Annotated in this window: 17 protein-coding genes and 3 tRNA genes; 4 read left to right on the forward strand and 16 right to left on the reverse strand. The window is 29.5% G+C overall.

What is annotated here, in order from left to right; all coding sequences use genetic code 11:
• Positions 1–3: 3 nt before the first annotated feature.
• The 9 genes from AWN65_RS00190 to metG all read right to left on the reverse strand — a co-directional run bounded on the left by AWN65_RS00190 (position 4) and on the right by metG (position 9,564).
• Positions 4–324 carry an Hpt domain-containing protein gene (locus AWN65_RS00190; protein WP_060381311.1) on the reverse strand — a complete coding sequence of 107 codons (321 nt, stop codon included), beginning with the start codon at positions 322–324 and terminating at the stop codon, positions 4–6.
• Positions 311–1,357, reverse strand: coding sequence for a sensor histidine kinase (locus AWN65_RS00195; RefSeq protein ID WP_060381312.1), 1,047 nt, complete (start codon positions 1,355–1,357; stop codon positions 311–313). The genes AWN65_RS00190 and AWN65_RS00195 overlap by 14 nt, the downstream gene beginning before the upstream one ends.
• On the reverse strand, positions 1,357–2,490 hold the full coding sequence (locus AWN65_RS00200; RefSeq protein ID WP_060381313.1) for an FIST signal transduction protein: 1,134 nt from the start codon (positions 2,488–2,490) through the stop codon (positions 1,357–1,359). The genes AWN65_RS00195 and AWN65_RS00200 overlap by 1 nt, the downstream gene beginning before the upstream one ends.
• Positions 2,487–4,424 (reverse strand): PAS domain S-box protein, encoded by a 1,938-nt coding sequence (locus AWN65_RS00205; protein ID WP_060381314.1) that lies wholly within the window; start codon positions 4,422–4,424, stop codon positions 2,487–2,489. Before AWN65_RS00205 ends, AWN65_RS00200 begins: the two co-directional genes overlap by 4 nt.
• Positions 4,425–4,428: 4 nt before the next feature.
• Positions 4,429–4,971 carry a heme NO-binding domain-containing protein gene (locus AWN65_RS00210; RefSeq protein ID WP_060383783.1) on the reverse strand — a complete coding sequence of 181 codons (543 nt, stop codon included), beginning with the start codon at positions 4,969–4,971 and terminating at the stop codon, positions 4,429–4,431.
• A 5-nt stretch (positions 4,972–4,976) separates the two neighbouring features.
• A complete protein-coding gene (locus tag AWN65_RS00215; RefSeq protein ID WP_014165761.1) occupies positions 4,977–5,390 on the reverse strand; it encodes a response regulator in 414 nt (137 codons plus the stop codon).
• A gap of 278 nt (positions 5,391–5,668) precedes the next feature.
• Positions 5,669–6,352 (reverse strand): HAD family hydrolase, encoded by a 684-nt coding sequence (locus AWN65_RS00220; protein ID WP_060383784.1) that lies wholly within the window; start codon positions 6,350–6,352, stop codon positions 5,669–5,671.
• Between the two features lie 246 nt (positions 6,353–6,598).
• Positions 6,599–7,108, reverse strand: a complete 510-nt coding sequence (locus tag AWN65_RS00230) for a ferritin (protein ID WP_060381316.1) — start codon at positions 7,106–7,108, stop codon at positions 6,599–6,601.
• 380 nt (positions 7,109–7,488) lie between these two features.
• Entirely contained in the window at positions 7,489–9,564 is a 2,076-nt protein-coding gene (gene metG / locus AWN65_RS00235) for a methionine--tRNA ligase (protein ID WP_060381317.1), read from the reverse strand.
• Between the two features lie 694 nt (positions 9,565–10,258).
• On the opposite strand from metG, the gene AWN65_RS00240 reads away from it, so the two are divergent.
• The 3 genes from AWN65_RS00240 to AWN65_RS00250 all read left to right on the forward strand — a co-directional run bounded on the left by AWN65_RS00240 (position 10,259) and on the right by AWN65_RS00250 (position 12,383).
• On the forward strand, positions 10,259–11,161 hold the full coding sequence (locus tag AWN65_RS00240) for a S66 peptidase family protein (RefSeq protein ID WP_235588334.1): 903 nt from the start codon (positions 10,259–10,261) through the stop codon (positions 11,159–11,161).
• A 36-nt stretch (positions 11,162–11,197) separates the two neighbouring features.
• Positions 11,198–11,557 (forward strand): YraN family protein, encoded by a 360-nt coding sequence (locus AWN65_RS00245; RefSeq protein ID WP_060383785.1) that lies wholly within the window; start codon positions 11,198–11,200, stop codon positions 11,555–11,557.
• Between the two features lie 163 nt (positions 11,558–11,720).
• Entirely contained in the window at positions 11,721–12,383 is a 663-nt protein-coding gene (locus tag AWN65_RS00250; RefSeq protein WP_060381319.1) for a hypothetical protein, read from the forward strand.
• Positions 12,384–12,479: 96 nt separating this feature from the next.
• On the opposite strand, the gene mfd is transcribed toward AWN65_RS00250, so the two are convergent.
• Positions 12,480–15,833: a transcription-repair coupling factor gene (gene mfd, locus AWN65_RS00255; RefSeq protein WP_060381320.1), complete on the reverse strand. Its 3,354-nt coding sequence runs from the start codon at positions 15,831–15,833 to the stop codon at positions 12,480–12,482.
• 5 nt (positions 15,834–15,838) lie between these two features.
• Positions 15,839–16,468 (reverse strand): hypothetical protein, encoded by a 630-nt coding sequence (locus AWN65_RS00260; RefSeq protein WP_060381321.1) that lies wholly within the window; start codon positions 16,466–16,468, stop codon positions 15,839–15,841.
• 118 nt (positions 16,469–16,586) lie between these two features.
• On the opposite strand from AWN65_RS00260, the gene AWN65_RS00265 reads away from it, so the two are divergent.
• Positions 16,587–17,540, forward strand: a complete 954-nt coding sequence (locus tag AWN65_RS00265; protein ID WP_060381322.1) for an NAD-dependent epimerase/dehydratase family protein — start codon at positions 16,587–16,589, stop codon at positions 17,538–17,540.
• Between the two features lie 10 nt (positions 17,541–17,550).
• On the opposite strand, the gene AWN65_RS00270 is transcribed toward AWN65_RS00265, so the two are convergent.
• The 5 genes from AWN65_RS00270 to rseP all read right to left on the reverse strand — a co-directional run bounded on the left by AWN65_RS00270 (position 17,551) and on the right by rseP (position 20,541).
• Entirely contained in the window at positions 17,551–18,039 is a 489-nt protein-coding gene (locus tag AWN65_RS00270; protein ID WP_060381323.1) for a nuclear transport factor 2 family protein, read from the reverse strand.
• A gap of 272 nt (positions 18,040–18,311) precedes the next feature.
• Positions 18,312–18,385 (reverse strand) — tRNA-Asp (locus AWN65_RS00275).
• Positions 18,386–18,937: 552 nt separating this feature from the next.
• A tRNA-Asn gene (locus tag AWN65_RS00280) sits at positions 18,938–19,011 on the reverse strand.
• Positions 19,012–19,046: 35 nt separating this feature from the next.
• A tRNA-Asn gene (locus AWN65_RS00285) sits at positions 19,047–19,120 on the reverse strand.
• A gap of 71 nt (positions 19,121–19,191) precedes the next feature.
• Entirely contained in the window at positions 19,192–20,541 is a 1,350-nt protein-coding gene (gene rseP / locus AWN65_RS00290) for an RIP metalloprotease RseP (protein ID WP_060381324.1), read from the reverse strand.
• Positions 20,542–20,612: the final 71 nt, after the last annotated feature.

Genomic DNA, 20,612 nt, shown 5'->3' on the forward strand with positions numbered 1-20,612 from the left:
TCATTAAGTTAATTGATCAACAAATTGTTGCATAGCATCTAAAATAGCCTCAAATTCTAGTTGTAAATCTGTTGATTGTTTCAGTAAATTTATTTCAAACTCTTCAGCAAGATAATAACTTTTTTCCATTCCTAAAACAGAAATTTTATGTTTAAGTTTATGTACAGAAGAAGCTGTTTGTTGGAATTTTTTGGCGGTTATGTTTTCTTTATAAGTATTGATTTCTTCTGGTAATTCTTGTTTTATTACGGAAATTATTTTTGTTCTAAATACATCGTTATCTCCTGATAATTGTTTGATATAGCTTTCGTTAGGTTGTTCCATGTTGTTTAGATAAAGTAAAATAAAATGTTGATCCTTCATTTTCTTGGCTTTCTACCCAAATTTTCCCTCTATATAAAAGTACGATTTTTTTTACAATAGACAAACCTATACCTGATGAATTGTTATCGTTTTCTAATTTGGTAAAAACATTAAATATTTTATTGAAATATTCTGGACTAATTCCTTTTCCATTATCTTTTATATAAAAAAGATAATTTTCTTTTTGGTCTTCGTAACCTATTTCAATAATTCCTTTTTCTTTATTCATTGAATTTAAGGCATTATCTATTAAGTTTTGAAAAATTTGCTTGAATCTAATCGTATTTCCATAAATTTTTGGAAGGTCTGAGGAAATGTACACTTTAGTATTTAAAGGAATATGGAAACTTTTTAGTACTTCTTCACAAAGTATATTAAAATCAACTAATCTATCACTGGTTTCTAGTTTATCAATAGTAGAATACTCTAAAATTCCTTTGATTAAGAGATCCATTTTTTCTACATTGACTAATACTGAGTTTAGGGAGTTTAGACAATCATTTCCTATTCTGTCTTTATTATCTTCAATGAACCAACTTACTAGTGTATGTATGTTTCTTAAAGGGGCTTTTAAATCATGTGAAACTACATGAGCATACTCGTTTAATTCTTGGTTTTGTTCTTCTAAATCTTTTAATAAGGTTTCTCTTTGTTTGTTTATGGAAATAATTTCTATGGTTTGTTTTTTTAATTTTTCTACAAGATCTTTCTCATTTTCTATTTCATTTAGTGTAGACTTGATAGCCATTGAATTAATAATTTCCTCAAGATTTTTATTGATTTCTTTTAAATTAATTGTTTCAAGCCTTAATTTATCATTTGCTTCATAGAGTTCATCAGAACTTATTTTCATAGCTCTTTGAGACATTTTTAATTGCTCGTCATAATTGTTGTATGAATCATTAATAGCATTAATAAAATCCTGATTTAGTAATAAATCGGTACCTTCTTTTTTTAAGTATTTGTCTATTTGTCTACTTAGTAGAGGATTCATTATTCACTTATTAAGGTTAAAGTCATGGTTTGATTATGCAGTTCACAGCCAGTGTTTCGATCAAAAGGAGCTATTTCGCCATAGGAATAAAAACCACTGATGACAGCTTGATTACCAATTGTTTTTTTTACTTCTTCAATTTCTTCTTCTACTCTTTGATCCATTACTAATTTTCTACCGATACAACTGACTAATAACGCAAATTCAGGTTTATTTATTCTATTTTGCATTGCTTCTTGAGCTGCTTTTTGTGCCCCTTCTGAGAGACCGTCTACTGATGTCATCATCAATTGTACTTTAGAATTGATAGGAACATCACCTGCGAGTGTCATAGAATGATTATCTTCATTTATATTTAATACGGTTCTTACTACGGCTCTTTCTTTATTTTCTGCTTTTACATGTAATGGATATAACAATGCTGCTTTAGGTAGTTCGTTTGCTTTGTCGCCAAGATATTTTCTATAAAGTTCTAGAGCAGGTTTGTCATCTATTTCATATAAAATATTGGCATCAGATTTTGTAATTAATCGTTCAGGACCAAATGTGAGCCAACCACCATGGCTAGCTACTGATATTTCTAATGTTTCTCCATATAACCCAATTAAAATCACTTCTCCTACTTTTGGATCTTCTTTATAGGAGGCAAGTGTTTTTTGAAATCGATCATCATCTCCGCAAATTCCTCCAGAAATCGGAATATTGTGAAGCATTATAGATTCAATGCCTGCTATTAATGAATTACCATTAACAAAACTACCTTCGGATATTACGATCAAATGTTTTAGTTTTTCTTTAGGTATATCCTGAGATAATTTTTTACCTAGTTGATAAACATCTAAATTATATTCTTTGATGTTGCCATTTTTTATAATAAAAGTAGATTTTTCAAATTCTATGGCGGTAATATGAACAGTATTATTTATTACGTTCGTATCAATAATTTCTCCCGAGGTAGAACCAAAAACTAAATGTTCATAAGGAAATTCTTTTCTGATTTTTTCTATAATTTTAGGGTCTTCTAATAGTTGTCTATTGCCAAAAACTAAAACGAAAGGATTTTTTAATTCTTGTTTAGAAACTACATAATTCCATTCAAGATTTTTTTCTAGAAATGCTTGTACTATCTTCATCGTATTAGTTTTGGGATCTTAATAAAAAAAGTGGTTCCTATATTTTCTTGACTTTCAAGCCATATTTTTCCCTTATAGTTTTCAATAATTTTTTTTACTATTGAAAGTCCTATTCCTGTAGATTTTTCGTGTTTAGTAAAAGATTGAAATATGGTAAAAATTTTATCTTGATTTTCAGGGGCTATACCAGGACCATTATCCTTTATGCTGAATAAATGGCTGTCATTAGTATCTTTATAATCTATGATTACTTTTCCTATAGGCTTATCTATATAGGTTACAGCATTACTAATTAGATTTTGAAATAATTGTTGTATTCTATACTGGTCAGCTGTAATAATTGGTAAAATAGTAGCTATAATAACTTCAACATTTTCTGGAATATGAATTATCTGAATTATATTTTGTATGATTTCATTGATATCAACTTCTTCATAAACATTTTCTAATGTGTCTATTTTAGAATAGGTCAAAATTCCTTGAATTAGATGATCCATTTTTTCAACTTTGCCTTCAATCATTTCAAGATAACTTAATGTTTGTGCACTAAATTCTTTCAGATTGTCTTCCTTGATCCAAGAAATTAATGAATGAATGCTTCTAAGAGGCGATTTTAAATCGTGTGAAACTATTTGGGCATAGTCATTGAGTTGCTGATTTTGTTTTTTGAGTCTAAGTAATAATCGTTCTTTTTGTAGTTCTAGATTTTTTTGTTGTGTAATATCTAAATGAATACCTATAGAACCCACTATATTACCTTTTGCATCGTAATTAGGACCACCACTAATAACCCAATAGCGATCGTCTCCGTTTTTAGTTTTTGCTAAAACTTCATAGGAATCAGAAATTCCCTTTTTTCTTGCTTTATTTTGATCTGCTAATAGCATCTTGCTTGTATCATTTGCCAATAAATCAGTTGCATTTTTACCAATTAGTTCATCTATGGTGTAACCACTCATCTCTAGAAATGACTGATTTGAAAAAAGAATTAGATCATCATTATCTACTTCAAGTAGTCCTAAATTCATATTTGCAATGATGCTACTATATTTTTCTTTTTCATATTTCAAGGCATCTTGATAAGACTTTTCATTGCTAATATCTTCTTCTATTGCAAAGTATTTGATTATTTGACCGTTATCATTTTTTAATGCTTGACCATGAATCCTAACCCAATATTTAGTTTTATCTTTTGTATAATTTAATATTTCACAATTAAAGGGTTCTCCTCGAGAAAGTTGTTTTTTTAAATAAGCTATAGTTTCCTTATTAGTTTCTTCACCTTGAAGGAATGCACCTGGTTTTTTTCCTATTACTTCTTGATTGTTATAACCCGTTACTTTTTCAAAACTTTCATTTACCCACTCAATTTTACCTTCCTTATCGCAAATAATGACAGCGTTTAGGTTTACTTTTGCAATAGAGGATAAGACCTGAAGTTCTTCTTTATCTTTTTCAAGTATTTTTTGTTGTTGATTGATTTTAAGAACCAATTCATTTAACTCTTGATTTTGAATTTCTTGATTTTTTAAGACATGTAATAAATCAATTAGTGGGTCATTGAAAGCAAAATCTTGAAAAGTTAGATTATTTTCAACAACCTCTTTTATAGAATTAAACCAAGGAGAGCCGGTAAAGAGATAAAAATTTCCATGTAGATTTATTTGTCCTCGAAGAATTATTTTTTTATCATGTGTATGTAATATAACTAGCTGATCTAATGTTTGTGTAAAATTATTAGAATGAATATTCTTAAAATGTGGTCTTTGAAAACTAAAGGATTCCATAAAATAAGTATCCAGTTCAATTTTGGGTAATAACTTACTTAATGTTTTTCCTAAACTTATGATTTTTAATTGGTCATCAATTAAAATATGGAAAGGAAAAATAGAATTAAACTCATCTTTGTTAAAATTGAATTGAATATTACACATAGTTCTACCAACTTATATTAAAAATCTCGTGAGTATCGCCTTTATTACGGCTTTTGATAACTTTAATTTTGACAGGAGTTTTAAATGAAATACTTAAACCTTGAATCAAACCTTTTACAAAAGCCTGTAAACCTTCTCTTACGGAGAAGTAGTGTAAGTTAAGACTTTTTTCGGAAATATCCGATACTTTAAATTCAGGAGGAGTTAGATTAGGATAAATAAGCATGACTCTATTATGGAATAGAGGAAGATTAATTAAAAAATCTTTTAAAGAAGTGCCTCCTGATTCCATCAAACCTTGGTATTTCTCCTGTGTTGTTTTTAAAACCCACCATTCTCCAAAAGTTGTGAGAACTTCATCAATTGTTGTGTTTAACTCTTTAGCAGTCGTATTTGCTAATTTATAAGTTACATCATCATCATAAGATTGTCCACTTATAAAATAATCTTGGTTAATACCACTTTTATTTCGGATCTCATTCCATTTTTGTTCTCCAAAATTTGATATGATTAAATCTTGAATAGCTTTATTTACAATTCCATACATAAAAATCAATGTGAAATTAATTCATTACGACTCCAATACTCAAAAAGAGATTGAACTTTTTCAACATATTCATCATATTTTAGAGGCTTAATAATATAGCCTGCTATTCCTATTTTGTAACATTCTAATAAATCTTTGTGGTTACTAGAGGTAGAAAGGATTATAGAGGGTATATATTTTAACCTTTCGTCTTCTTTTAAGATTTTTAGAAATTCAATCCCATTTAATTTTGGCATGTTTAAATCTAACACGATTATATCGGGTAAAATGTCTTTGTTTTTTAAAATATCTAGGGCTTCGACACCATTATTTGCTTCAATAACTTTATGGACTAGATTTAATGAGTTAATTACCCTGTTGAATTTCATAACCTCAATTTTATCATCTTCTAAAAGAAGAATGTTTAGTAATTTTTTCATTCCCAAAAATTTATTTAATAAAAATTATTGCAGTAAACATTCAAAAGTAATGATTTGATGAAGGTTGTGGAATCTTATTAGTTGATTGGTTATCATAAAAAGATTAATAACACGAATGTATCGACGAAGATTAAATTATATATATCGTTTTTTGAATGGATAAGAATTTATTATTAATGGCATAAATCGTTGTTTAATGCTCATTACGTTTTATATAGAAATACTAAATAAGAGTATTCCTTAAAATAATTAATATTTTGATTGTAGAGTTTTAATGTTTACAGTAGTGATAATATATCTCTAATGGATTCAATTGCTTTAAAGTTGGTGTGTTTAATTTCAAAATCAATTTGTTCGTAGACCCAAGTAGTGTGATAAGGAATATGCACTCCGTAACCTCCTATATTTAATACAGGCAATACATCTGATTTTAAAGAATTGCCAATCATCATAAAATCTGAAGCTTGTACATCTAATCTTCCTAGCATTTTAGTATAGTCAATCTCTGTTTTATCCGTCATTACTTCAATGTGATGAAAATAATGACCTAATCCTGAATCATGTAGTTTGCGGTGTTGGTCTTTTAAATCACCTTTTGTGGCTACAATTAATTTGTATTTATCTTTTAATTCTTCTAGTACGTTTTCTACTTCTGGGAGTAGTTCTACTGGTTTTAGTAATAAGTCTTTTCCTATTTGGAGGATTTTATTTGTAATATTTCCAGAAATTTGATTTTGAGTTAATTGTAAGGCTGATTCAATCATAGAAAGAGTGAAGCCCTTAATTCCAAAACCATATAGAGGCAAATTTTTAATTTGATTGTTTAGTATTAATTGTAAAATTTCTTGATGCGAGGCGTAGCTGTGAAATAAAGTACAAAATTTTTCTTGCGCTTCGTCAAAGTAAGGTTCATTGTGCCATAAAGTATCATCTGCATCAAAAGCTATTATTTTAGGAGCCATGTTTGAATTATTTAAAGAGTTTTCAAAAATAAAATATTTTAAATGAAAAACTCCCTCATTTGGAGGGAGTTTTAATTTTATCAATCAAATCAAACATAGGACAACGTTTGCATCTTTTTGATTCTTTTTTCTTGTATTTTTCACAACATTTTGACTTGCACTTTTCAGCTTTTTTGTGTAATCTTTCTAAAGCTTTTTCGTGATTGTCCTTGTTTTTATTTTTTTCTTTTTTGCTCAAAACAAGCGTTATTTGGCTTCATTATTTTTATTTGTTATTTGAAGTATGTCTCTATCAAATAAATACAAACCACCTTTGTCATCACCTATCATGTTTATTTTGTCTAGAATAGATTTTGCTTGTGCTTCTTCCTCTATTTGCTCTGCTACATACCATTGTAAGAAATTATGTGTTGCATAATCTTTTCCTTCAAAAGTAATGTGTACTAAATCATTAATTGAATCAGATACAAATAATTCATGTTTATACAATTCTTCAAACATTTCTTGAAAAGTGTTGAAGGATGTTTTTGGCATTTTTAAATCAGTTATTAAGGCATGCCCTCCTCGTTCGTTTACATATTTTACTAATTTAAGCATGTGCATACGCTCTTCATCAGATTGTAAATACATAAAACGGGCAATTCCTTCAAAGCCATGTATTTCTGCCCAACAAGCCATAGATAAATATACTTGTGATGATTCGGCTTCTATTCTAATTTGCTTATTTAACGCGTCTTCAATATTCTTTTGTAACATAAAAATAGGTTTGTTTACCAAGCAAAGGTACGAAAAAATGTTAGGTTATAATTAGGTTACTTAATTTTCTTAATTATTTCCTTTAGATGAAATATATGAGAGTATGTCTTTTTTTAATTAAAAATGAGAGGAATAATTAATAATTGAAATGAATAAATTCCTCAATATGTTTTGTTATTCCTTATTCTATGTAATGTTAGGTTTTACATATATTTTTTAAAAGAGAAAAGGGTATTCTAAAAAAGTAATCTTATTATGTCTATCATAAAGAGAAATGATTTAGTTTTTATGCTGTAATTTCTCTTGTACTTGAAACGATGAACGAAAATTTGAATAATTATTTTTAGAAAACCCTTTATCTGTATTTTGAAATTTGTGTATTAAGCTATTGTGGCTCCGTTTTCAACTCCTTCATTTTCAGGATTTACAAAAACTAGTTTGCCTTCCGTGTTTTGAGTTAATAAAAGCATTCCTTGACTTTCTACGCCACGTAAAGCGCGTGGGGCTAGATTTACTAAAACAGTTACACGTTTACCAATCACTTCCTCTGGTGTAAAATGTTCTGCAATTCCTGAAACAATTGTACGAATATCAATTCCTGTATCTACTTTTAAAACTAACAATTTATCAGCTTTTGGCATTTTTTCGGCTTCGATAATAGTTCCTACACGTAAATCTATTTTTGAAAAATCATCAAAAGTAGCGGTTTCTTTTTGAGGCATAATGTTATTTTTTGTTGAAGCTTTTTCAGCAGCATTAGCTGTTTTGGTTGCTTCTAATTTGTCAATTTGTTTTTGTATTTCAGTATCTTCGATTTGGGCAAATAAAACATCTGTTTTTTCAGTCAAGATGAGGTGTCCTGCGGGTAATAAATCTGATGTTTTAGCCACTTTGTTCCAATCTAGTTGCTCTAGATTTAAGATTTTAGCTAATTTATTAGCTGTAAAAGGTAAAAAAGGTTCAGTTAATACACGTAAAGCAGCTGCTATTTGTAGAGCTACATACATTTGTGTTTTTACTCGTTCTGGATCTGTTTTAACCATTTTCCAAGGTTCCTCATCAGCTAAATATTTATTACCTAAACGAGCTACATTCATCATTTCACCTAAAGCTTCTCTAAATCTATAACGTTCAATAGAAGATGCTATTACGGCTGGATAGGCTTTTAATTCAGTTAATGTTTGTTCATCAACTTCTGTAAAAGTATTTGGAGTAGGAACAATTCCGTTGTAGTAGTTGTTAGTTAAAACAACTACTCGATTAATAAAATTTCCAAAGATGGCTGCTAGTTCATTATTGTTTCTTGCTTGAAAATCTTTCCAAGTAAAATCATTGTCTTTTGTTTCTGGAGCATTAGCAGTTAGAGCATAACGTAATACATCTTGTTTTTCTGGAAAGTCAGATAAATACTCATGTAGCCATACCGCCCAGTTTTTAGAAGTAGATAATTTATTTCCTTCTAGATTTAAGAATTCATTAGCGGGTACATTATCGGGTAAAATGTAATCTCCATGTGCTTTTAGCATGGCAGGAAAAATTACACAATGAAAAACAATGTTATCTTTTCCTATAAAATGAACCAATTTAGTGTCCTGATCTTTCCAATACGGTTCCCATTCTTTACCTTCTTTTTGTGCCCATTCTTTAGTAGAGGAAATATAGCCAATAGGAGCATCAAACCAAACGTATAATTTTTTACCTTCAGCACCTTCTACAGGGACATCAATCCCCCAGTCTAGGTCGCGTGTTACTGCTCGAGGTTTTAATCCGTCATTTAGCCATGAACTTACCTGACCATATACATTTGATTTCCAGTCATTTTTATGTCCCTCAATAATCCATTCTTTTAAAAAAGTATCATATTGATCTAAAGGTAAAAACCAATGTTTTGTTGATTTTAGAATAGGTGTTGTTCCTGTTATAGTTGATTTTGGATTGATTAAATCCGTTGCATTTAAAGAAGTTCCACATTTTTCACACTGATCACCATAAGCCTCTTCATTAGCACATTTAGGACAAGTTCCCGTTACAAATCGGTCTGCTAAAAATTGTTGTGCTTCTTCATCAAATAGTTGATCTGTAGTTTCCTCTATAAATTTGTTTTCCTCATACATTTTTCTAAAAAAAGAAGAAGCCGTTTCATGATGTATCTTTGCAGAAGTTCTTGAATAATTATCAAAAGAAATTCCAAAGTCTTCAAAAGATTTACGAATAATTCCGTTGTATTTATCAATTACTTCTTGTGGAGTAATACCTTCTTTTTTAGCTTTCATAGAAATAGCTACACCGTGTTCATCACTTCCACAAATGAAAACCACATCTTTTCCTTGTAAACGTAAGTATCGAGCGTAAATATCCGATGGCACATATACCCCAGCTAAATGACCAATATGAATAGGACCATTAGTATAAGGTAAGGCTGCTGTAATTGTATATCTTTTTGGATTTATTATCATAGTAAATCAATTTTTTAAAAACGATTTGAAACAAGTATAAATTTAAGGCTACAAAAATACTATTCTATTTTGTATTCAGATAAAAAAAGCATGATATAAAATAAAAAACTCAATTTAAATGTTTGAAAAGATTATTAAGAAGATACGATTTTAGCACTAATACTATTTAAACATAAAATATACTGGATTAAAAAGTAAAATTCTCGATCTGTTTTTTTATTTTAAAACAACCCTAATAAACGGTTGAGTATATAATTGAAATCATCATTAGTTCGAGCGCGCATCGCATCGAGAATCAAGACTAATTTTTAGATACTGCATTAAAAAAGTGTCTAAATCAACATACAGTTTGTCACTCCTACGTAAATAGGAGTCTCATAATAAATATTATGTAATTTCTCCCTTTGGCCGTAATGAAAAGATTGCGAACTTTTTGGACAGTCTCAAGATTAAAAAAATAGTATTATGAGGAAATTTCAAAGTTTAAAAGGTATAATATTTTTTGAGAATATTTTATATAAACAGAAAATATTTATCGAATAAAGAAGATAAGATTAATATAAGTAAATATTTCTTCATACTTATTTGTTTCGGTTTATTAGTTAGTTTTGCAATCTATAAGTATTTTTCAGAAAACATGAAATTTCATCTTTTATTTTTTTTAATTTTTTATTGTTCTTATTCACAAAAAAATATGATTACACCACCTTATTTAAAGAAAGGAGATACCGTAGCTATTGTGGCTACAGCTCGTAAAAACATAGATGATAATTTAAAACCCGCAATAGAATTGCTAAAAAGTTGGGGATTAGAAGTTAAGATAGGTAGTACAATTGGCTTAGACTTAAATCAATTAGCAGGAACAGATGAGCAACGCGCAAAAGATTTTCAAGAGCAATTAGATAATCCAAATATTAAAATGATTTGGTGTGTACGCGGGGGGTATGGAACTGTAAGAATGATTGATTTGTTAGATTTTACTAAGTTTAAGCAAAATCCAAAATGGATTGTAGGTTTTAGTGATGTAACCGTTTTACACAGCCATCTAAATACAATGGGATATAAAAGTATTCATGGTATAATGCCAGTAACTGTGGCTAAAGCAACCAAAGAAGCGAAAGAATCTATGCGAATAGCACTGTTTAATGATGAGCAATTAGAATATACAATTTTGCCGCATTTTATGAATCGTTTAGGATTGGTTAAAGGACAATTAGTAGGAGGGAATTTATCCATTTTGTATAGTTTATTTGGATCTGCTTCAGCGATTGACTGTACAGATAAAATTTTATTCATAGAAGATCTTGATGAATATTTATATCATATTGATCGTATGATGATGAACTTGAAACGCAATGGATGTTTAGAAAGTATTAAAGGAATTGTTGTAGGAGGAATGACCAAAATGAAAGATAATGAAATTCCTTGGGGTAAAGATGCCTTGCAAATCGTGGAAGATGTAACAAAAAAATACAATATTCCTATTATTTACGAATTTCCAGCAGGTCATATAAAAGATAACAGAGCATTGATTCTTGGATCAGAAGTAGTATTAGATGTTAACAAAGAATGTTCTAAGGTTATTTTTAAACCATAATAATAGAAGTAATTATTGTTAATAAAAATAAAAGGTATGGCAGAACATAACGAAATAGGTAAACAAGGAGAAAAAGCCGCAGTTGAGTATTTGCTTCAAAACAATTATGAAATTTTAGAACAAAATTATCAAGCTAGAAAAGCTGAAATAGATATTATTGCACGTAAAGACAATTGGTTAATTGTTATAGAGGTTAAAACTAGAACTTCTGTTGACTATGGTAATCCTGAAGATTTTGTTAATAAAAAGAAAATAAAATTATTGGTAAAAGCAATAGACGAGTATGTTCAAGAAACAAATTTAGATCTTGAAATTCGTTTCGATATTATAGCAATAATAAAAAAAAATGAAGTTCACACAATAGAACACTTAGTTGATGCGTTTTATTATTTTTAATAAAAGGTGAAAAAACAAACAATAAATTATATTTGATAAAAAATTTGTATTTATTTTGTGAATTATAAATATATTTGCATACTGTGAGGTTATTTATTTTACATTATACATTCTAAAAAACAAACTAACAATGAGTGAAAATTAAAATTTAAATTCCCCAGAAATGAAAACAATTTCTTCTGTAGTAGAAAACTACATCAGGTCTAAGCCATTTTTATTAAATGCGTTATCGCAAGGTATTATCAATCTTACTTCTTTAGCAAGATTAATCACAGAAGAGCTCGAAGCTGAATTAGGAAAAGATGTAAAACAAGGTGCTATTATTATGGCTCTGAAAAGACTATCGGAAGATTTAAGCTTTCAGGTAAACCATAAGATTACAAAGGTTTTAAGAGAAATCGGTGAAATAACAGTTCGTTCTTCTTTGAATGATTATACGTATTTAGTTTCTGATAGTATTTTTCAAAAACAAGCCGAGTTAATAACTGAGCTTAATAAACGACAAGATGTATTTTTTACTTCTTCGAGAGGTGTTAATGAAACGAACATAGTTGTTAGTGATTCTGTAAGTGAACTCGTTGATAAATATTTTAAGGATGAAAGATTAACTCAAAAATTAGAAAATCTTTCCTCTATAACTGTTAAACTTCCTAAAGAAAATACTGTTACCCCTGGTATTTATTATTTTATTTTCCAGCGCCTTGCTTGGGAGGGTATTATTATATATGAAGTTATTTCTACCTCTAATGAATTTACAGTATTAGTAGATGATAATGTAGTAGATAAAGCCTTTAAAATAATTAAAGACTTAAAGTTAACGAAATAGAATTTTTCAACTAAGTAAGTGATTTCATCTAACTCATCAAGAAAATTTTCTTTTCTTGATGAGTTTTTTACCTTTTTTGAAATTTAAGATATTTTTCTAAATCATTTGAATTAACTCTAATGCTTTTTTGATAGATTTTACATTTTCGAAAGTTAACAATAAACGAAGCCCGTTTTTAGTTTCTTTTTCCTTCATTTTGCAAAGATTTGCATTTTGTTGTATAAATTGTAAGACTTTGTGAAAACGGGAAGATTGATAGTAATCACTTTGTTGATCTCCTACAAAATAACAAACCAGTTTACCTTGTTTTAATACTATTTTTTCAATTCCTAAATGAGTTGCTTTCCATTTTAAACGCAAGCTATCTAATAAGGCTAAACCAGATTTAGGTAATTTCCCGAAACGATCTTCCAATTGTTTTTGGTATTCTTGTAGTTTTTCTTCGGTTTTAATGATCGCTAATTCATTATACAAATTCAAACGTTCAGTTACACTGTTTATGTATTCATCTGAAAAAAGCAGTTCAAAATCAGTATCAATTTGAAGGTCTTTTACATATTCCTTTGTTTCAATATTACTTTCTTCTGGATATAAATCTTTAAATTCGTTTTCTTTTAATTCTTCAATAGATTCTTGCATAATTTTTTGATAGGTTTCAAAACCAATTTCATTAATGAAACCGCTTTGTTCACCACCTAATAAATCACCAGCACCTCGAATTTCTAAGTCTTTCATTGCAATATTAAAACCGCTGCCTAATTCACTAAATTGTGTCAATGCTTGAATACGTTTACGCGCCTCTTCGGTCATTACGGAATAAGGAGGAGTTATAAAATAACAGAAAGCCTTTTTATTACTTCTTCCCACACGACCACGCATTTGATGTAAATCCGATAATCCAAAATTATTGGCATTGTTTACAAAAATAGTATTGGCATTTGGTACATCTAAACCGCTTTCAATTATAGTAGTAGCAACCAAAACATCAAATTCGCCTTCCATAAATGAAAGCATAATTTCTTCTAATTGTTTTCCTTCCATCTGTCCATGACCAATACCAACTTTTGCATTGGGTACTAAACGTTGAATCATTCCAGCAATTTCCTTGATATTTTCCAAACGATTATTTATGAAATAGACTTGACCTCCTCTTTCAATTTCGTATGAAATAGCATCACGAATTACTTCTTCATTAAATCCTATTATTTGTGTATCAATAGGATAACGATTAGGAGGGGGAGTGCTAATTACAGATAGATCTCTTGCAGCCATTAAAGAAAATTGTAACGTTCTAGGGATAGGTGTTGCCGTCAGTGTTAATGTGTCCACATTATTAGCAATCGTCTTTAATTTGTCTTTTACGTTTACCCCAAATTTTTGTTCCTCATCAATAATTAGTAATCCTAAATCTTTAAATTTAATATTTTTGTTGACCAATTGATGAGTACCTATAATAATATCTAATTTACCAGATTCAAGATCTTTTAGAATTTCAGATTTTTGTTTGGTTGTTCTAAAACGGTTTAAGTAACTGACGTTTACAGGTAAGTCTTTTAATCGTGATTTAAATGTTCTAAAATGTTGGTAGGCAAGAATAGTTGTGGGAACTAAAACAGCAACTTGTTTACTATTATCTACGGCTTTAAAAGCGGCACGAATGGCAACTTCTGTTTTCCCAAATCCCACATCGCCACAAACTAAACGATCCATAGGACGTTCGTTTTCCATATCCGCTTTTACATCTTGAGTTGCTTTTAGTTGGTCGGGTGTATCTTCATAAATAAAAGAACTTTCTAGTTCGTGTTGTAAATAACTATCAGGTGCAAAAGCATATCCTTTATCTAAACGACGTTTGGCATAAAGCTGAATTAAGTTAAATGCAATATGTTTAACACGAGCTTTTGTTTTTTGTTTTAAGGTTTTCCAAGCATTTGAACCTAATTTATAGATCTTAGGAGGTGTGCCATCCTTTCCATTGTATTTTGATATTTTGTGTAATGAATGAATGCTTACATATACAATATCATTATCAGCATAAATTAGCTTAATAGCTTCTTGCGTTTTGCCTTCAACTTGAATTTTTTGTAGACCACCAAATTTTCCAATTCCATGATCTATATGTGTTACATAATCACCTACACTCAAAGAATTTAGCTCTTTTAGTGTGATATTTTGCTTTTTAGCATATCCATTTTTAATGGAAAATTTATGATAACGTTCAAAAATTTGATGATCAGTATAACAAGCTATTTGATTTTCTTCGTCTATAAAGCCTTGGTATAGAGGTAAAACAATAGTTTCATAATCTTTAGCAAAATGTTCGTGCTGTTCTTCATCCATTGACTCAAAAATATCATGGAAACGTTTAGCTTGTTGTTCATTAGCACAAAACAAAAAGTTTTTTAGCTCATTCTGACGATTATTTTTTAAATTTTCCATTAATAAATCAAATTGTTTATTAAAGGAAGGTTGTGGTTTTGTATAAAATTCAAAAGTGTTTTGAATCTTAAAAGTAGGTTTAGCAGATATTTCTACTATTGAAAAATTTAATGCTTGTTTGATAAATGTTTCTTGGTTTACGAATAAATCATTAGGGGTAGCATGTTTAAGATCTTTCGATAATTTTTCAAAACTTTCTTCTGCTTTTGCAAAAAGCTTATCTAAACTATTTAGTAAGGAATCTGCATTTTGAATAAAAATGGAGGTTTTAGGATGAATGTATTCTAAAAAACTTTCACGTTTTTCTTCTAATAATTTATTTTCAAAATTAGGAATAATCGTAATTTTATTCTTAGTTTCAATAGATAATTGAGTACTTACATCAAAGGTTCTTATGCTATCTACCTCATTGCCAAAAAATTCGATTCTATAAGGATTGTCGTTTGAGAAAGAAAAAACATCTAAAATACCTCCACGTACTGAAAATTCACCAGGTTCTGTAATAAAATCAACACGCTTAAAATCGTATTCAAATAGTACTTCATTGATAAAATCAATTGAAACTTTATCATTAATTGAAATTTTTAAAGTGTTTTTATCTAATTCTTTTTTAGTGACTACTTTTTCAAAAATGGCTTCAGGATAGGAAACAATAATACAAGGTTTCTTTCTAGAATTAATCCTATTTAGTACTTCTGAACGAAGTAAGACATTTGCGTTATCGGTTTCTTCTATTTGATAAGGTCTTCTGTAAGAGCTAGGATAAAAGAGAACCTCTTTTTCTCCTATTAAGTGTTCTAAATCGTTTAATAAATAAGCGGCCTCTTCTTTTTCATTGGCTAATAATAAAAAAGATTTGTCTGTTTTTTGAAATAAGGCTTCTATGACAAATGACAAAGAAGAGCCTATTAAACCTTTAAGATGAACTTTGTTATCATTGTTTAATAAATGAGCTATTTGACTGATCTTAGAATGATTAAAAAATGACTGCTTGATATAATCGGTATTCAAAATAATTACTTTATTTCTTCGAATGATGGAACTTCTTGTTTTGTTGGATTTTGGAGATCAGGATTTATATAATATTCTGATTGTTTTCCATTAATGCGTTTAATCATATCTTCCTCTCCTTCCTCCATTTGGATATGACTACGACGTACAATTTCTTCTATTTGATCGTTAAAAGCATTTACTTCTAAATTTAAATCTGAAACTAACATGACTACTCTTTGTTCAGGGATACGATCAACATTTAAGAACATATTTAGAGCTTTAATTTTTGTAATGATAGCTGAAAGCCTTACATTAATTTGGGGTTTTTGAAGTTTTATGGGAATTGTGTTGGGTAAAACATCTACTTTTTGTACCAAATTTTTAGTTTTCAATTTAAAAGCATTGAGAGAACTTTTGGGTTTCTGATATAACTCATTAATAAATAAACGCCATTCATTCCAGTTTAAAGCTATTATTTCTGATTCAGGAGTTAGTTTTCTTTCAGAAAAAACCCAAGCTTTGTCTAAAGAATTAAAAACTAATTCTTTTTGTTTAATTGATTTTTGAATTTCAATAGAATCGTCTTGTTTTTCTTTTTTACAAGAAATAAAAACTAAGATCAAACCTAAATTATAGATAAAAAAAGATTTCATTTTAAAAAATTATAGATTACAAAAATACAACTTTTGTGTAATGGAAACTAAATCTATAATAGATCTTGAAACAGCATAATCATAATTACGTATATTTGCTTCCTAACTATTTTTAAGAATGGACACTAAAATCTTGATTATTGGAGCTTGTGGACAAATAGGCACCGAACTTACACAAAAATTACGTCAATTATACGGCGTAGAAAATGTAATTGCTTCTGATATTAGAAAATTAAATATTGATGTTGTAAATGATGGTATTTTTGAAGTTGTAAACGCATTAGATTACAATCAAATAGAGTTTTTAGTTGAAAAATACAAAATTACGGATGTTTACCTAATGGCGGCTTTACTTTCAGCTACTGCTGAAAAAAATCCTGCTTTTGCATGGGATTTAAATATGAATTCTCTTTTCCATGTTTTGAATTTAGCTAAGGTTGGAAAAATAAAAAAGATATACTGGCCATCTAGTATAGCTGTTTTTGGTCCTACAACACCAAGAGAAAATACACCACAATATACCATTATGGAGCCTTCGACAGTTTATGGAATTAGTAAACAAACTGGAGAAAGATGGTGTGAATATTATCATAAACAGTATGGAGTTGATGTGCGTAGTTTACGTTATCCAGGATTAATTTCGTGGAGTACACCTCCAGGAGGAGGGACTACTGATTATGCAGTAGATATTTATCATAAGGCAATTACAGAAGGTAAATTTACCTCCTTTTTATCTGAAAATTCAGGATTACCTATGATGTATATGGATGATGCTATAAAAGCTACCATAGGAATTATGCAAGCATCTGCCGAAGATATAAAAATTAGATCATCCTATAATTTAGGAGCTATGAGTTTTACCCCAGCAGAAATAGCAGAGGAAATAAAAAAGCAATACCCTGATTTTACGATTGATTATGCTCCCGATTTTCGCCAACAGATAGCAGACAGTTGGCCTGCAAGTATAGATGATTCTTGTGCAAGAAAAGATTGGAATTGGCAAAATGATTTTGATTTAGAATCAATGACGAAGGAAATGTTTAAGCAATTGAAAGAAAATGTCTATAGATAATTTTTGATAATTATTTTTTTAACTTTTCAATTAAAGCGTCTTCTATAGGCGCTTTAATTTTGATTACCTCAGAAGTATTATCATTAGGTATTGTCATAGATAATACGTAATGTTTGATTTTCCAATTTTTGCCTTCTTTCATGAGAACGCCACTACCTCTACAAATTTTCATTTGAGTTTTGAGTAACTCATCAAACCAAGCCATTTTTTTGTTAGGAGATAAATAAATGTTTCTTTCTAAAACGGAAAAACTCCATGCTTTTCCTTTGTCAAAATAAGGTTTAGCAAAATTCATAAAAGCTTTTTTATTCCAATTTTCTGTGGCATCAGTACCAATGAAAACCGATTGATCAGACATAGCCTTGAAATAAGGGGTGAATTTTGCTTCTGAGGCAGCTTTATGCCAATTGTCTAGCAAAGTATGGATTTGAGTATTTTCTTTTGCTTGAGCTAAATAAAAATAAGGTGTAAGTAGTAATAATAACAAAGTTCTGCTCATATTATTTATTTTTATTTTAGAAAATCATAAGTTTTGTATTCAAATATATTAAAATAATTATTCTGATGAAAGTGGTTTAGGAGAGAAGATTAATTAAGTTGTAATTTAGAGGTGCTAGAAAGACGGGGCAAGTGTTGTTAGTGGTTATCCGATTTTTCTGCTTAGTGCCCAATCTTTGGTTTTTAGTGTTGATTCCTAGATCTTCTTTGAATGGACAATTGAATAACGTGAAGTGTTTAAAAAATAAAAGCTCTTCTAAAGAAGAGCTTTTGCGGTCTGGACGGGACTCGAACCCGCGACCCCATGCGTGACAGGCATGTATTCTAACCAACTGAACTACCAAACCTTTTGTAACAGTGTTTCTGTTTTGTGAGTGCAAATATACGACTGTTTTCTAGATTTACAAGTAAAAAAACGCATTTTTTTTAAAAAAAATAAATTTAAAAAATCAATATATTGATTTTTAGTGTGTTATGTTTTTGTTTTTTTGTTTGATAATAAGAATGTAGTCTTATTTATACTATTTAAACTTTGAGATTTCCTTATAATGCTATTTTTTAAATCTTGAGATTGTCTAAAAAGTTCGTAATCTTTCATTTCGACCTAAGGGAGAAATCACATAATATTGATTTAGGTACTATCCTATAAAGTAATAAAAATTAGTATTGATTCTCGATGCGCTTCGCGTTCGAACTAACGATGATTTCGGTTCAAGCTAAAAAGTTGTGGAGAAATTAAAAAATACATTCTTTTGTGTTTTTAATTTTTAGTATGACTTCTTCCGTGATTTCAATTATATACTTAACCGGTTTTGGACTTGATCCACTTGATCCTTGATCCATCCTTGATTGGTTTATAGTAAGTACAAAAAAAGTCGATACATAAGTATCGACTTTTGCTCCCCCTCTTGGGCTCGAACCAAGGACCCTCTGATTAACAGTCAGATGCTCTAACCAACTGAGCTAAGGAGGAATCACCTCATGGGTTTTATGTTTTGCTAAAAGTTGCTCCCCCTCTTGGGCTCGAACCAAGGACCCTCTGATTAACAGTCAGATGCTCTAACCAACTGAGCTAAGGAGGAAGATTATTACCGTTTAGCGAGTGCAAATATAAGACAGATTTTTGATTATACAAGCACTTTTTGAAAAAAAATTAAAAAAACTTTTGTGCAATTATTTCAAATATGTCCTTTCCAAAAGTTAATGCCATCAAACTCAATAATATAACCATTCCTATGGTTTGGACAATTTCTGCGGCTTTATCATTTAATTTTTTTCCAGTAATCATTTCTGCTAAGGTAAAAATGGCATGTCCACCATCTAAACCAGGTATGGGAAGCAAGTTCATAAAAGCTAATCCAATTGAGAACATAGCGGTGAAACCCCATATAAATTCCCAATCCCATACAGTTGGTAGCATTTTAGTAATGCCAATTGGACTCTTTACTTTTTTGTAAGCACCTGTTTTAGGTGATAATAATAATTTGAATTCTTTTATTTTGTATTTTATCTGGCTGTATGATTCTTTGATTGCTTCAGGAATGGCCTGTATGAAGTTTATTTGATTTGTTACTAAGTATTTTGCTTTCATTTCTTCTTCTGATGGCATTTTATTAGTAAAACCTAAACTTCCTTCTGAACTAACTTGAGCTTCTAAATTAAGGAGGTTTCCATTACGTAATATTCCTAGTTGTATTTTTTTATTTTTATAATTTTGTAAAGCATCTTTTAATTCGTCAAAAAATGTCACCTTGTTATTGTTAATAGATACAATTTGATCCGCTTTTTGTAGTTTAGCTTTATCTGCTGGAAATCCAGGAATAATGGAATCTATTACTACAGATCTTAATCTAGGTACTATAAAGTTTTTTCCTTCGGACGAAATAATTTCTCTTCTATGTGTGTCATTTATAGGTAAATCTAATTTAGTATTAGCTCTTTCCACTGTTACTTTATTAGCAAATAATACATCAATTCCTGCTTTTCTAAGATTTTTGTTTACTGGTTCTCCGTCGATGGCTATGATTTTATCACCATTTTTAAACCCTATCTTTTTGCCAACTTCGCTAAAAGCTAATCCGTTTTGTTGAATTTTATTTGTTGCAACATATTTTTGACCATAAGTAGTAAAAAGCATGATATAAATAAACCAAGCTAATACAATATTAACAGTTACTCCTCCGAGCATAACAATTAAACGTTGCCACGCTGGTTTTGAACGAAATTCCCAAGGTTGAGGAGGTAGAGCCATTTGTTCTTTATCCATACTTTCATCCATCATTCCAGCAAGTTTTACATAGCCTCCAATTGGCAACCACCCAATTCCCCATTCAGTATCACCTATTTTCTTTTTTAATAAGGAGAACCAAGGATCCATAAATAAATAGAATTTTTCAACTCTTATTTTAAATAGTTTAGCAGGAAGATAATGACCAAACTCATGTAAAATAACGAGAACGGAGAGAATAAACAGAATTTGTGCGATTTGAATAAGTGTATCCATTTTTACTTTTTAGTGTTTCTATAACAGCAAAAGTAAGACTTTCGTCTTACTTTTTTTAAAATATCTAGTTG

It is taken from the genome of Flavobacterium covae, assembly GCF_001534645.1.
Taxonomy (GTDB): Bacteria; Bacteroidota; Bacteroidia; order Flavobacteriales; family Flavobacteriaceae; genus Flavobacterium; species Flavobacterium covae.